Source organism: Enterobacter sp. V87_3 (genome assembly GCF_029967835.1).
Taxonomy (GTDB): Bacteria; Pseudomonadota; Gammaproteobacteria; order Enterobacterales; family Enterobacteriaceae; genus Enterobacter; species Enterobacter cancerogenus.
Genome location: NZ_JASCAM010000024.1, coordinates 236,058 through 250,462 on the forward strand (window position 1 = coordinate 236,058; position 14,405 = coordinate 250,462).

A 14,405-nucleotide genomic window follows, 5' to 3' on the forward strand; every position below is an offset into this window, starting at 1 on the left:
GCCCTCAGTCCTTTGGCTGAGGGCAACGCGTTTCCTTCCAGGCCGCAACCGCCTCAATCCGCCGTTTCGTCAGCTCTTCCCGGATAGCCGGGCCGGTAAATCCTGCCTCAACCACCTCTTTCGTCGGCACCGCTTTCGCCACGTTCCAGGCTTCGCGCAGCAGGCGCCCCTGCGGATAATCGCTGGCTTCAAACCCGGTACGCCCGCGCACGTCGGCCTCGCTGGTGAGAGCAATCTGCTCAACGCGCTGCGGTTTGCGCCAGGCGTCAATGTTGTCGAACAGCTTAACGATGGTGGCTGGCTTCAGGATCGGGAAGGTGTGGATCAGGTCGTGGAACTCCGCCACCAGTTTCGCCAGGTCGCGGATGTCGTTAGGCACGCGCAGACGCTGGCAAAGCCCTTCAACCAGCTTCACCCCCGCCGGGCCGTGTCCGTGGTGGCGCGGCCACAACGCTTTCGGCGTCAGCCCCTTGCCGAGATCGTGACACAGGGTCGAGAAACGGACATCAACCTCCGGGCTGAGCATGGCGGCCATGCTTAACGTCATCAGGGTATGCACGCCGGTATCTATTTCCGGGTGCCACTTCGCCGGCGCCGGAACGCCAAACAGCGCATCGATTTCCGGGAACAGCACCTTCAGGGCACCACAGTCGCGCAGGACCTGGAAAAAGACCTGCGGGTTGCGGGTGGTGAGCGCGTTTTCAGTCTCTTTCCAGACGCGTTCCGGCGTCAGGTGCGCCAGTTCGCCCGCCTCGGTCATGGCGGTCATCAGCGCCAGCGTTTCATCGGCAATGCGGAAGCTCAGGTGAGCATAGCGGGCAGCGAAACGCGCCACGCGCAGTACGCGCAGCGGATCTTCAGAAAATGCGGGAGAAACGTGGCGCAAGAGCCTATCGCGGAGATCGTTTTGGCCGCCGTAAACGTCGATGATCTGGCCGTGCTCGTCCTGTGCCAGGGCGTTAACGGTGAGGTCGCGGCGCAGTAAATCCTGCTCCAGGGTCACGTCCGGGGCGGCATAGCAGGTGAAGCCGGTATAGCCCGCGCCGGATTTTCGCTCCGTTCGCGCCAGAGCGTACTCTTCACGGCTTTTCGGATGGAGGAACACGGGAAAATCGCGGCCTACCTGCTGGTAGCCCGCGTCGAGCATCTCTTCTGGCGTGGCGCCGACCACAACCCAGTCTTTATCTTTGACCGGCAGACCTAATAACGCATCACGAACCGCACCACCGACCAGATAACTCTTCACAGCCACACTCCCGTTTTTTCTTTTCGCAAGATAATACGTAAGTGTGGCAGAGAAGACGAGTTAGTTCATCCAGCGGTCTTTGCGCTTGCGGCTTGGGATCAGCATTGGAAGCACCAGACCCAGCACCAGACCCACGCCCAGCACGCCGCCGCCATACATAAACCACTGCATGATGATGGTGCGCTGTTTGTCGTCAAGCTGCAGATTGGCGGCGTTCACTTTCTTCTGCGCGACAATCAGCTCGTTTTTCAGTTTCTGGTTTTCGTCCTTGAGCCCGCTGATCACGCTGTCGCTCTGCGCGACTTTCTGCTGCATCTCTGCGGTACGCTGGTTCCAGGTACTGTCGATGTTGTTCAGCTTATCGGTCAAGGTTTTCACCTGGTTTTCCAGGTCCGGCACGCGCGTGCGCAGGCTTGGCACGTTGCTCAGCTCTTTCAGCGGGATCCACGAGGTGCGGCCGGTGCTGTCGCGAACCTGGCCATAGTTGGTATCCGCATTGGTTTGTAACAGAACCACTTCCTCGCCGGCATTCACCGTGCCCACGAGGCGATAATTGTCTCCGGGGCCACTGCGTACCCAGGTGTTGAGTTCATCAGAAACGTAACGCTTTTCTTCAGCGTGTACCGCGGTTGCGGCGCTAAAAGCGAGTAAAGTAAGTCCAATCAGGCGCAATTTAAGCATATCAGTCGTTATATTCATAAATAGTGGAACGATAGTAGTGGCATCAGTGTCTCTACGCAAAGGATTCATCATCAATCGGAATCATCTGTGTCCTGATTTCTACTGCTTTAAACTTTTACGCCCGTCAAATTGCTCATTGCATGGCAATTTGGCGCAAAATACTATGTACTGACAAACAAATGGCGAGGAAGTTCGCCTTCATTGACGCGTCTGTGACGCACGCAAAAGTACAAGGCTATGGCACAAGAAATCGAATTAAAGTTTATCGTCGAAAAAGACAGCGTTGACGCGCTTCGTCAGCATCTGCACACGCTTTCCGGCGAGCACCATGAACCGGTACAGCTGCTTAACATCTATTACGAAACGCCGGACAACTGGCTGCGCCAGCACGACATGGGGCTGCGCATCCGGGGAGCAGGCGGGCGCTATGAAATGACGATGAAAACCGCTGGCCGCGTGGTCGGCGGGTTACACCAGCGCCCGGAATACAATATTGATATCAGCAAGCCGGAACTTGAACTGGCGCGTTTCCCGGCCGATGTATGGCCAGAGGGCGAGCTGCCGGCAACGTTAGCGGCGCAGGTGCAGCCGCTGTTCAGCACCGATTTCCGGCGCGAAAAATGGCAGGTGACGGAAGGCAAAAGCCGCATAGAGATTGCCCTCGATCTGGGCGACGTGAAGGCGGGCGAATGGCAGGAGCCACTCTGCGAACTGGAGCTTGAGCTGCTGGAAGGTGACGCGAACGACGTGCTGAAGCTGGCGCGTAAGCTGGTGAACCAGTCCGGCTTGCGTCAGGGCAGCCTGAGCAAGGCCGCACGCGGTTATCATCTGGCGGCCGGGAATGCGCCACGTACGGTGAAAGAGACGCCGATTTTACGCGTTGTGCCGAAAGCCAGCATCGAACAGGGCATGGAAGCGGCGCTGGAACTGGCGCTCTCCCAGTGGCTGTACCACGAAGAGCTGTGGGCGCGAAATGTCAAAAACGCGAAAACCCACGTCATGGCGGCTATTGGCCTGGTGCGTCATACGCTGGCGCTGTTCGGCGGTATCGTACCGCGTAAAGCAAGCGCTCACTTACGTGATCTGCTTACCCAAACCGAAGCGCTTATGCTCTCCGATGTGTCGGCACAAACGGCGCTCTATAGCCCACAGGCCGCCTCGGCCAAACTGGCGCTCACTGAGTTTCTGGTAACGCGCGGCTGGCGGACTTTCCTCGATGCAAAAGCGCAGACCAAAATCGCGGATAACTTTAAGCGCTTTGCGGATATTCATCTTTCGCGGCATGCCGCTGAGCTGAGAACCACGTTTGCCTACCCGCTGGGCGACCAGTATGGCGATCAGCTTCCGCGTCTGGCGCGTAATATCGACAGCATGTTGCTGCTGTCCGGTGCCTATGACGGCGTGAAAGCGCAGGCCTGGATGGAGAACTGGCAGGGGCTGAAGCAAGCCATCGAAAACCGCCAGCAGGTCGAGATTGAGCATTTCCGCAACGAGGCCATTTCGCAGGAGCCGTTCTGGCTGCACAGCGGAAAACGTTAATTCTGGCAAGGAACCCCCATCATGCCGCTTTCTTCGCAGTTACAGCAGCAGTGGCAGATTGTTTGCGAACGTCTGCCTGAGTCATTACCGCCGTCATCCCTAAGTGAGCAGGCGAAGTGCGTGCTTACCTTCAGTGATTTTGTGCAGGAGAGTGTCGCGGCGAATCCGGGCTGGCTGGCGGCGCTGGAAAGCGCGCCTCCGCAGGCGGAAGAGTGGCGGCAGTACGCCAGCTGGCTGCAGGCCGCGCTTGCAGACGTAGCGGATGAAGCCACGTTAATGCGCGTTCTGCGTCAGTTCCGCCGCCGGGTGATGGTGCGCATTGCCTGGGCCCAGGCGCTGGAGCTGGTCAGCGAAGAGAGTACGTTGCAGCAGCTCAGCGAGCTGGCGCAAACGCTGATTGTTGCCGCACGCGACTGGCTGTATGCCGCATGCTGTAAAGAGTGGGGCACGCCGTGCAACGAGGAAGGGGTTCCTCAGCCGCTGTTGATTCTGGGGATGGGGAAGCTTGGCGGATGCGAGCTGAACTTCTCCTCGGATATCGATCTGATCTTTGCCTGGCCTGAGAATGGGGCCACGCGCGGCGGGCGGCGCGAGCTGGATAACGCCCAGTTCTTTACCCGCCTTGGCCAGCGGCTGATTAAGGCGCTGGACCAGCCCACCCAGGATGGCTTTGTCTATCGCGTTGATATGCGTCTGCGGCCGTTCGGCGACAGCGGCCCGCTGGTGCTGAGCTTTGCCGCGCTGGAAGATTACTATCAGGAACAGGGGCGCGACTGGGAGCGCTACGCGATGGTGAAGGCGCGGATCATGGGCGACAGCGACGATGCCTATGCCAACGAACTGCGTGCCATGCTGCGCCCGTTCGTGTTCCGCCGCTACATCGACTTCAGCGTGATCCAGTCCCTGCGTAACATGAAGGGGATGATCGCCCGCGAAGTGCGCCGCCGTGGCCTGAAAGACAACATCAAGCTCGGGGCGGGCGGCATTCGTGAAATCGAATTTATCGTTCAGGTCTTCCAGCTTATCCGCGGTGGTCGTGAGCCGTCGCTGCAATCCCGCTCGCTGCTACCGACGCTGAACGCCATCGAACAGCTTCACCTGCTGCCGGAGGGCGACGCGCAAACGCTGCGCGAGGCCTACCTGTTCCTGCGTCGGCTGGAAAACCTGCTGCAAAGCATAAACGACGAACAAACCCAGACCCTGCCGGGGGATGACCTTAACCGGGCGCGGCTCGCCTGGGGAATGCGCATGGAAGGCTGGGCGGCGCTCACCGAGAGGCTGGATGCCCACATGGCAGGCGTGCGCCGGATCTTTAACGATCTGATTGGCGACGACGAAGGGGAGTCGCAGGACGATGCACTGTCCGAACACTGGCGCGAGCTGTGGCAGGATGCCCTCCAGGAAGATGACACCACGCCGGTGCTGGCGCATTTAAGCGATGACGACCGACACCGCGTGGTGGCGTTAATTGCCGATTTCCGTCTCGAACTGAACAAGCGCGCCATTGGCCCGCGCGGTCGCCAGGTGCTGGATCACCTGATGCCTCATCTGCTAAGCGACGTCTGTGCACGCGCGGATGCCCCGGTGCCGCTGTCGCGAATGATGCCGCTCCTGAGCGGGATCATCACCCGCACCACCTATCTTGAACTGCTGAGCGAATTCCCCGGCGCGCTCAAGCATCTGATTTCGCTCTGCGCCGCGTCGCCGATGGTCGCCAACAAGCTGGCGCGTTATCCGCTGCTGCTGGACGAACTGCTCGATCCCAACACCCTTTACCAGCCCACGGCAACGGACGCCTACCGCGACGAACTGCGCCAGTATCTGCTGCGCGTGCCGGAAGAGGATGAAGAGCAGCAGCTGGAGGCGCTGCGTCAGTTTAAGCAGGCGCAGATGCTGCGTGTGGCGGCGGCCGATATCGCCGGAACGCTGCCGGTAATGAAAGTCAGCGATCACTTAACCTGGCTGGCGGAAGCGATGATTGATGCTGTCGTGCATCAGGCCTGGGTCCAGATGGTGGCACGCTACGGCCAGCCGAAACATCTGGCCGAGCGTGAAGGGCGCGGCTTTGCGGTGGTCGGCTATGGCAAGCTCGGCGGCTGGGAGCTGGGCTACAGCTCCGATCTTGATCTGATCTTCCTGCACGATTGCCCGGTGGACGTCATGACCGACGGCGAGCGTGAAATCGACGGGCGTCAGTTTTACCTACGACTGGCGCAGCGCATTATGCACCTGTTCAGCACGCGCACCTCGTCGGGCATTTTGTACGAGGTGGATGCGCGCCTGCGCCCGTCCGGCGCGGCGGGCATGTTGGTTACCTCCACGGACGCCTTTGCCGATTATCAGAAAAACGAGGCCTGGACGTGGGAACATCAGGCGCTGGTGCGCGCCCGCGTGGTCTATGGCGATCCGCAGTTAAAAACGCAGTTTGATCTCATCCGCAAGGAGGTCATGACCACCTTACGCGACGGCAGCACGCTGCAGACCGAGGTGCGGGAGATGCGCGAAAAAATGCGTGCGCATCTTGGTAATAAACACCGCGATCGCTTTGATATCAAAGCTGATGAGGGCGGAATTACCGATATTGAGTTTATTACCCAGTATCTGGTGCTACTGCACGCCCACGCGAAGCCAAAGCTGACGCGCTGGTCCGATAACGTGCGCATCCTGGAACTGCTTGCGCAGAATGAGATTATGGATGAGCAGGAGGCGCAGGCGCTGACCCGGGCCTACACCACGCTGAGGGATGCCCTGCATCACCTGGCGCTGCAGGAGCAGCCGGGCCATGTGGCGCTCGACCAGTTCGTCGACGAGCGGGCGCAGGTGACCGCCAGCTGGCAGAAGTGGCTGGTGGAACCGTGCGTAACAAAGCAAGTGTGATATTATCGCGCGCAAATTGTGAATCTTTCTGGAGTCAGGAATGAAAGTAACACTGCCAGAGTTTGAACGTGCTGGGGTTATGGTTGTCGGCGATGTGATGCTGGATCGCTACTGGTATGGGCCGACCAGCCGCATCTCCCCGGAAGCGCCCGTTCCGGTGGTAAAGGTCGACACCATTGAAGAGCGCCCCGGCGGCGCGGCAAACGTGGCGATGAACATTGCCTCTCTGGGCGCGCAGTCGCGTCTGGTTGGCTTAACCGGCATCGACGATGCGGCGCGTGCGCTGAGCAAGTCGCTGGCGGACGTGAACGTGAAGTGCGACTTTGTTTCTGTTCCCACCCACCCGACGATCACCAAGCTGCGCGTGCTGTCGCGCAACCAGCAGCTGATTCGCCTCGACTTTGAAGAAGGTTTCGAGGGCGTTGATCCCGAGCCGCTGCACGAGCGCATCAACCAGGCGCTGGGCAATATCGGCGCGCTGGTGCTGTCCGACTACGCCAAAGGCGCGCTGGCAAGCGTGCAGACCATGATCCAGCTGGCGCGTAAAGCCAGCGTGCCGGTGCTGATCGACCCGAAAGGCACCGACTTTGAACGCTATCGCGGCGCAACGCTGCTGACGCCAAACCTCTCTGAGTTTGAAGCGGTGGCGGGCAAGTGCAAAACCGAAGAAGAGCTGGTTGAGCGCGGCATGAAAATCATCGCCGATTTCGAGCTGTCCGCGCTGTTAGTGACCCGTTCCGAGCAGGGCATGACGCTGCTGCAGCCGGGCAAAGCGCCGCTGCACATGCCGACGCAGGCGCAGGAAGTGTACGACGTGACCGGTGCCGGTGATACGGTGATCGGCGTGCTGGCGGCAACGCTGGCGGCGGGGAACTCCCTGGAAGAGGCCTGCTACTTTGCTAACGCGGCAGCGGGCGTGGTGGTGGGTAAACTCGGCACCTCTACCGTGTCGCCAATCGAGCTCGAAAACGCTGTGCGTGGCCGTGCCGACACCGGTTTTGGGGTGATGACCGAAGACGAGCTGAAGGTGGCCGTTGCCGCGGCGCGTAAGCGCGGTGAAAAAGTGGTGATGACCAACGGCGTGTTTGACATTCTGCACGCGGGCCACGTCTCGTATCTGGCGAATGCGCGTAAGCTCGGCGATCGCCTGATTGTGGCGGTGAACAACGATGCGTCCACCAAACGTCTGAAAGGCGAAACGCGCCCGGTGAACCCGCTGGAGCAGCGCATGATCGTGCTCGGCGCGCTGGAAGCGGTGGACTGGGTGGTGTCGTTTGAGGAAGACACGCCGCAGCGCCTGATTGCAGGTATTTTGCCGGATCTGCTGGTGAAGGGCGGCGATTACAAGCCAGAGCAAATCGCGGGGAGCGAAGAGGTCTGGGCCAACGGCGGCGAGGTGATGGTGCTCAACTTTGAGGACGGGTGTTCAACCACCAACATCATTAAGAAGATCCAGAAAGACAGTCAGTAAAAAACGGGCCAAATGGCCCGTTTTTTTATGGCGGGTGGCGGCTGCGCCTTACCCGACCTACGCGTTCATCCAGGCCCGATAAGGCGCAGCCGCTACCGGGCACAACAGGCCGCAATTACGCCTGATCGTCCACCGGCGGAATAGCCGGTGCCGGTTTCACTTCTTCCGGCGCGTTGCGGTTTTCCAGCTCGTTCAGACGTTGCTCCAGCAGCGCCAGCTTTTCGCGGGTGCGCAGCAGAACCTGCGTTTGCACGTCAAACTCTTCGCGGCTGACTAAATCAAGGCGGACCAACTGCGCCTGCAGCGTCTGGCGGATTTTCTTCTCAACGTCATCACCAAACTCACGAATGCCCTTCGGCATGGACTCATGAACCTGACGCGCAATTTGCTCAATTTTCTTCGGGTCAATCATTGTGGCTTCCCTTGGTAAAACGGTCTCAGAAACCATTGTAGCCTGTAAGTGCCGGGCATAAACAAGATTTGTTTGAAGCTTATGCATTGCCCAGGTTAATCAATAGCGTTATAGTTATCTCGCTTATTCTCAGGGCGGGGCGAAATTCCCCACCGGCGGTAAATCAGCGTCATGCTGAAAGCCCGCGAGCGCTTTGGGTGAACACTCAAAGGTCAGCAGATCCGGTGTAATTCCGGGGCCGACGGTTAGAGTCCGGATGGGAGAGAGTAACGATCCAGTCGGGCAAAGGCCCGCTCACGTTATCTTTTTGCCGCGTATACGGCGCTCCTAAGACTGCCCTGATTCTGGTAACCATATAGTTAATGAGGTTTTTTTACCATGAATCAGACGCTACTTTCCTCTTTTGGCACTTCAACTCAACGTGTTGAACATGCACTGGATGCACTGCGCGAAGGCCGCGGTGTGATGGTGCTTGACGATGAAAACCGTGAAAACGAAGGCGACATGATTTTTGCCGCTGAAAATATGACCGTAGAGCAGATGGCACTCACCATCCGTCACGGTAGCGGCATCGTCTGCCTGTGCATTAACGAAGACCGTCGCAAGCAGCTCGACCTGCCAATGATGGTTGAAAACAACACCAGCGCCTTTGGAACCGGCTTTACCGTGACCATCGAAGCGGCGCACGGCGTGACTACCGGTGTCTCAGCGGCTGACCGTCTGACCACCGTGCGTGCTGCGATTGCCGATGGTGCGAAGCCATCCGATCTGCATCGCCCAGGCCACGTCTTCCCTCTGCGCGCGCAGGCGGGCGGCGTATTGACCCGCGGCGGCCATACCGAAGCCACCATCGACCTGGTGACCCTGGCAGGCTTCAAACCTGCAGGCGTGCTGTGCGAGCTGACCAACGATGATGGCACCATGGCGCGTGCGCCAGAGTGCATCACCTTTGCCCGTCTGCATAACATGCCGGTGGTGACCATCGAAGATCTGGTTGAATACCGCCAGGCGCATGAGCGCAAAGCCAGCTGAAAGGCGCAAACGTAACGATAAAAGCCGGGCGACCCCCGGCTTTTTTTGTTTCTAGTGGTAGTTAATTTTAAACAGCACGATGGTTTCAAAGGGGCCAGAGTCAATGGCTTTTCCCGCAACGGGCGAAAGCTCAGCGGTATAGGTCTGCTCATACTGCAACGTGCTGCCCGTAAAATCGGCGTACTCATTATACTGGTTGAAGGTAAACGGCCGGGTGCCATCCAGGATCCGCAGCTTAAGCCCGTTGCCGATCAGCAGCGCGGTATCGTTATTGCTGAGGGACCCGTCGGTGTAAAACGACGAGTCCATCTTGAAGCCGTCCGAGCACTGGGCGTCCTGCACTTTGGTGGTTTTAACGGTAAACGTCCGGTTACGGGTACCCTGATTGACGATGTCGCGGGCGCTGAAGGAGCCAAAGTCGATCTCCTGGTTTTCCGGGAAGATGCTAAACGTTGCCCCGCAGTCCAGAACGTTGATGTTATTCAGACCATTCACGTGATATTTCAGGTTCTTCGCATCAGACAGCGTGTTCACGCCCCCCTTACCGTCGAACTGCACCAGTATGTAATCCCCGAGCGAGCTGACGTAGCCGTGCGGCGGCATGGTTTTGATTTTCACGTACAGGCGAAAACGCGCGATGAAATAGCGGCTGGTGTGTATGTCGTTAACATTGCCGGAACAGATGTAATGCTCCCAGCCCATGTCATGCAGCTGCGCGGGGGTATAGGTGTTCAGGCTGTTGTTATCCAGACACTGATGGGTGTCAATTCCGGTTGGCTGCCCGGCTGCGTCATAGTCCGCGCCCTCGTAGGTTACCCCCAGTTGGTAATAAGGATCCTCGCTGGATAAGTAGGGGTTCACCCACGCGTAAACGTCTTCGTTTGCATGGTTCGACGCGGTGTTGCGATCGCAGTACACCGGTATTTTAATATCGTCAGATTCCCATATTTTTTGCCCCGGCTGTGCGTTGCTCGGTATGGAGAACGGCGCGATGGTTTTCGTCTGCTCAACCTGGCCGTTGGCCGTGCCCAGATAGCAGTTCAGCGCCAGCGCCTCCTTAAGCGGGACGAACAGCAGCAGGCTTAAAAACAGAAGCTTAGCGAGTCTTTTCATCGCTCTCTACCTTGCGCTCGCTGAGCTTACACGCCGCCGCACCCGCGCATCTGGCGTCTACCTTGCGCAGCGCGCCGTAATCATCAATGTAACCGATGCTGTAGTAGCTGCCGTGGTAACTGCCGGTGGAGGCGGAAGCGGTGGCAAACGGCGCAATCATCAGGCTGTCAAAACCCGGCAGCATGGTTTTTGCATCTTTACTGAGCCAGGCCAGCGTAATGTAGTAAGGCGTCGGGTTATGGAAGGTAAGCCCTTTAGCGGTCGCCGTGACCTCCATGTACATTTCACTCTTCTCGCCCGCTTTTTTGGTGATGGCTTTAGGACGCCAGAACAGCTTGATGCGGCTTTGCATGGCAACCTGCATCACGCTGCGCTCCTCGCTGGCGTTGCTGCTTTTCGGCGGGACTTCGCGCAGGTTGAAGTAAAACAGCGACTCGCGATCGCCAGGAAGCTGGCTGACGCCCGCCTGCCTGACGATCCGCACCTGTGACGATGCGCCTGTTTCAATACGCTGGATGGGCGGGAGAGCCATAAAATGGCTGTCTTCCTTGCGCCCGTTCTCGTCTTCAATCCAGGAGAGCGCGAGATACGGCAGAGATTTGCTCTGATTATCGACCTTCAGGCTGCTGGCTTTGTCGCTCTGTGGAAACACAATCCGGGTGCGATCCAGGTTGATCGCGGCGTGGGTCGTTAAGGTGGTGCCGATGAGCATCAGGCACAGAAGCTTTAAGGGTGAATATTTCATCATGGGTTTCTTACCGGCATGGCAGCATCAGCTGCTTACTGTTTTCAAGGTGTGACGGCAACGAGAAGCGACACTGATTGTTGTCCCCCCAGGTCACCAGGAACTGTTGTTCAGGTTTAACGGCCCCGAGCCAGATGTGTCCTTCATCGGCCACAATGCCCACTTCCTGGCCACTCTCCTGCAGGAGAACCTGCGCGCCGAGAGGGGGAACGCCGGACGCGGTGCGCAGGACCCCGACGACATCGCTCCCCGCACGGGTGGCTATCTGGCGATAGCCTATGGCCCCTTCTGTCCATGTCGAGGTGGTGACCCGATTGTCCACATCGATCCCGTCCGGCAGGTTATTCATGTTGACCTGCACGTTAGACGGCGAGTAGCTGGAGAAGGACGGTAATACGCCTATGCCGAACGCGTTGGTTTCATCCCGGGACATATTCAGCGGAATGTTGCCAATACCGTCTGTGCTCACCATCACCCGGGGTTCATTGCCGTAGCTGCGACGATGCAGAGCGACGCCTTTCGCCGTGCCGGTTACGGAGCCGTTCCAGCTGGCGCTGAGAGAGTTATACTCATTCGCCTTGTAGCTTCCGGACACGTTGAGATCGCCAAGCGAGGAGTAGTGCTGGTAGTTACCGCTAAACTGCGCGCCCGCATCCGTTTTTTCGCTTTCCGTACCGGCGGACACGCCCCAGGTGTTATCCCGATCCGAGGTGTCGTACCAGGAGACGTTCTGGCTCAGGTTGTCGCTGTTGCGCAGGTCGTAGGTCAGACGATGGTCGTTATCCAGCGGAACGCTGAGGGAGAGATAAAACTGGTTATCGTCTTTTTGATCCTCGTAATGCGTTTTGCTTAACGAGACGGTTACCCCCAAGTTTTTCCAGCGACCGAGGTCAAAGTTATAACCTGCCGTGATGCTGCCGGTGGTGGACGGCGAGTCGTCCCACCAGGTCTGGCGCAACATGCTCAGATACACGTTGAGCGACAACGCCGGAATGTACTGGCTTGCCGTCACGCTCAGGGTCTGCTTTTCGGTCTGGTTGTCATCGTCTTCACGCTCAAGGAAGCGCGCGTAGCTCAGAAACTGCGGATCGGAATAACGATAGCTGGCGAGCGTAAGCTGGCTACCCGTGGTATCGAACCGCTTGCTGTAGTTAAAGCGATAGCTGTACCCCGTCTGGCTGCGTTGATCGGGCAGCTGGCTGGTTGCCTGGGTGACGTCGAAGGAAATGGCGCCCAGGATATCCAGGTTTTGCCCGATGCCTGCCGCAACGGAACGGTAGCGATCGCCGTCCGCGAGGGTTCCGCCGTACAGCGACGTTTGCGAAAGCACCCCCCAGGAGAACTCTCCGCTCATAAACGCACTGTCCTCGACGCTGTGTGAGGCATCTTCACGGGCTTTACCCGCTGCAAGCTTGTAGCGGATCTGGCCTTTACGCGTCAGGAACGGGACCGACGCCGCGGAAACCTGAAAGGTGCTGACGCGCCCGTCTTCTTCAGTAATTTTAACGTCCAGCGTGCCCTGAACGGACTGATTCAAATCCTGAATGACAAAGGGTCCGGGCGGCACTTTGGCCTGATAGATCACACGATCCGACAGCGAGACCGTCACCGTGGCGTTGGTCTGCGCGATGCCGGAAATTTGCGGCGCGTAGCCGCGAAGCGACCATGGCAGCATGCGTTCATCACTGATTAGCGACGCACCGATGTAGGTGAAGGCATCAAATATGGCGGACTGGAAATCGGTCTCACCGAGCGTGAGCTTCGCCCCTAAGGCGGGCAGCGGGCGGAACATATACACGCGTGAGAAGCGCCCGTCGTGCTCTGAACCTCCGTCGGTATGCGTCTGGTTATACTGGAAGTCACTGCGCAATCGCCACGCGCCCAGGTTCGCGCCTGCCGTGCCATAGGCGTTGGCGTTATCCGTGCTGCTGCCGCTGTTGGGCTGATAGTGGCTGGCAAACAGATTGTAATCCAGCAGGACGCCCGCGACGCCGTTATCCCAGGTCGACGGGGGCATCCAGTCGGTGGAACGATACTGAAGCCACGCTTGCGGAACCGTGACTTTTAAGGTCTGGGTTGCCTGTTCGAAGGTGAAGGTAATATCCGGAAGCGTGCTAAAATCCACGCAACCCTCGTTGACCGGGAGTTTCTGGCGTAATTTATCCTGCAAACCAAAGGTATCAGCAAGTTCTGAAGGAATACATACCTGAGCGGTATCATTGACCTCTTTCCAGGTTAGCTGCCAGCCATTTGTCAGTGGAATATCATTAATAGAAACGCTAACAAAATAGCGGCCGGGCGTGACGGATGTTTCATCTTTAAAACGGGACAGGTCAATGCCGCTTCGGAGATCTTTATCGATGGCGTTGATATTAAATTCGGTGCCAGAGGCGACTTTCGTCATTAACAGGGCAGTAATGATGATTATCCATTGTGATTTATTGTTCATCATCCTGTTACTCGAGAGAATAAAAATACCGACTGATAAAATTCATCAGCCGGTTAAACGGTGATGCTGGCGTATTATTTGTACTGCAGGACGTAGTTGGCAGTCGCTTCAACCTGACCGGCTGTTGCAGTTGCACCGGTAGGAACTTCCATCTGCGCTTTAAAGTGCAGCACCTGAGTGTCTGAACCTGACTGCAGAGCAACTTCCTTTGCTGAGCCCAGCGTGATCTTGGTTTCGGCATTATCCAGCAGACGTACGCCAACGTTCTGCGCGCCATCGGCATAGGTGTTTGACATCAGGCTGGTGTCTGCCGCGTTGGTTGCGGTACTGGTGAATGTGACGTCCACTTTCGTGATTGGCGTGTCCGTCTCATCGCCTGGGTTATCCAGCTGGCAGTTCTGCAGGTTGATATCGACTGCAACCGGTGCTGATTTTCTGTTGGCATTGATCGTTGCGGTGGTCACTTCACCCAGATCAACTTCTTTATCAACGCTGTCTGGCGCAATGCTGCAAGGCGCATTGATCACCACGCCTTTAAATTTGATTTTCCCGGAACCCTGCTCACTCGCAAAGGCTGAGCCGGAGATGATGGTTGCCATGGAAATCGCTAACAGCGCTTTTTTAGCTAAGTGCATGAAAATATCCTTTTTCAAATTAATTCATCGTCTGAATGTTATTTCAGTAAACTTCGGTAAAAGTATAACGGTGTGGGAGGGGGGGATGCGATTAATCAAACTTAAATATTAATGTAGCGGCGTTAAATGTATTATCTTGAGTGATTGTGATGCTTGATTTTTGGAGGGTTTGTCTTTTTCTTTGCGCAAATTTCAATTAATTTAT

11 protein-coding genes and 1 riboswitch are annotated in these 14,405 nt (G+C 57.5%); of the genes, 4 read left to right on the forward strand and 7 right to left on the reverse strand.

All coding sequences use genetic code 11. The features are described from left to right. Positions 1–4: 4 nt before the first annotated feature. Complete coding sequence (locus tag QLG21_RS13765; RefSeq protein ID WP_282484614.1) at positions 5–1,246, reverse strand: multifunctional CCA addition/repair protein; 1,242 nt, start codon at positions 1,244–1,246, stop codon at positions 5–7. A 60-nt stretch (positions 1,247–1,306) separates the two neighbouring features. Further along, on the reverse strand, positions 1,307–1,927 hold the full coding sequence (locus QLG21_RS13770; RefSeq protein WP_042322026.1) for a TIGR04211 family SH3 domain-containing protein: 621 nt from the start codon (positions 1,925–1,927) through the stop codon (positions 1,307–1,309). 237 nt (positions 1,928–2,164) lie between these two features. On the opposite strand from QLG21_RS13770, the gene QLG21_RS13775 reads away from it, so the two are divergent. Genes QLG21_RS13775 through hldE form a run of 3 tightly spaced genes read left to right on the forward strand, consistent with a single transcriptional unit; the run spans position 2,165 to position 7,814 of the window. Then, a complete protein-coding gene (locus QLG21_RS13775; RefSeq protein ID WP_282484615.1) occupies positions 2,165–3,466 on the forward strand; it encodes an inorganic triphosphatase in 1,302 nt (433 codons plus the stop codon). A gap of 21 nt (positions 3,467–3,487) precedes the next feature. Continuing rightward, positions 3,488–6,343: a bifunctional [glutamate--ammonia ligase]-adenylyl-L-tyrosine phosphorylase/[glutamate--ammonia-ligase] adenylyltransferase gene (gene glnE, locus QLG21_RS13780; RefSeq protein ID WP_282484616.1), complete on the forward strand. Its 2,856-nt coding sequence runs from the start codon at positions 3,488–3,490 to the stop codon at positions 6,341–6,343. 40 nt (positions 6,344–6,383) lie between these two features. Next, entirely contained in the window at positions 6,384–7,814 is a 1,431-nt protein-coding gene (gene hldE / locus QLG21_RS13785) for a bifunctional D-glycero-beta-D-manno-heptose-7-phosphate kinase/D-glycero-beta-D-manno-heptose 1-phosphate adenylyltransferase HldE (protein ID WP_282484617.1), read from the forward strand. A 115-nt stretch (positions 7,815–7,929) separates the two neighbouring features. Here hldE and ubiK read toward each other — a convergent pair whose 3' ends face one another. Beyond that, positions 7,930–8,226: a ubiquinone biosynthesis accessory factor UbiK gene (ubiK, locus tag QLG21_RS13790; protein WP_042322022.1), complete on the reverse strand. Its 297-nt coding sequence runs from the start codon at positions 8,224–8,226 to the stop codon at positions 7,930–7,932. Between the two features lie 121 nt (positions 8,227–8,347). After that, positions 8,348–8,498: riboswitch (FMN riboswitch) on the forward strand. Positions 8,499–8,604: 106 nt separating this feature from the next. Here ubiK and ribB point away from each other — a divergent pair. Further along, positions 8,605–9,258 (forward strand): 3,4-dihydroxy-2-butanone-4-phosphate synthase, encoded by a 654-nt coding sequence (gene ribB / locus QLG21_RS13795; protein WP_023309208.1) that lies wholly within the window; start codon positions 8,605–8,607, stop codon positions 9,256–9,258. A 51-nt stretch (positions 9,259–9,309) separates the two neighbouring features. Here ribB and QLG21_RS13800 read toward each other — a convergent pair whose 3' ends face one another. The 4 genes from QLG21_RS13800 to QLG21_RS13815 form a co-directional block, all read right to left on the reverse strand. Continuing rightward, the gene (locus QLG21_RS13800) at positions 9,310–10,371 is read right to left on the reverse strand and encodes a type 1 fimbrial protein (protein WP_282484618.1); all 1,062 of its coding nucleotides are present in this window, start codon (positions 10,369–10,371) and stop codon (positions 9,310–9,312) included. After that, positions 10,355–11,116, reverse strand: a complete 762-nt coding sequence (locus QLG21_RS13805; RefSeq protein WP_282484643.1) for a molecular chaperone — start codon at positions 11,114–11,116, stop codon at positions 10,355–10,357. Before QLG21_RS13805 ends, QLG21_RS13800 begins: the two co-directional genes overlap by 17 nt. A gap of 10 nt (positions 11,117–11,126) precedes the next feature. Further along, the gene (locus tag QLG21_RS13810; protein ID WP_282484644.1) at positions 11,127–13,565 is read right to left on the reverse strand and encodes a fimbria/pilus outer membrane usher protein; all 2,439 of its coding nucleotides are present in this window, start codon (positions 13,563–13,565) and stop codon (positions 11,127–11,129) included. A gap of 74 nt (positions 13,566–13,639) precedes the next feature. Next, entirely contained in the window at positions 13,640–14,200 is a 561-nt protein-coding gene (locus QLG21_RS13815) for a fimbrial protein (protein ID WP_137903654.1), read from the reverse strand. Between the last annotated feature and the right edge of the window lie 205 nt (positions 14,201–14,405).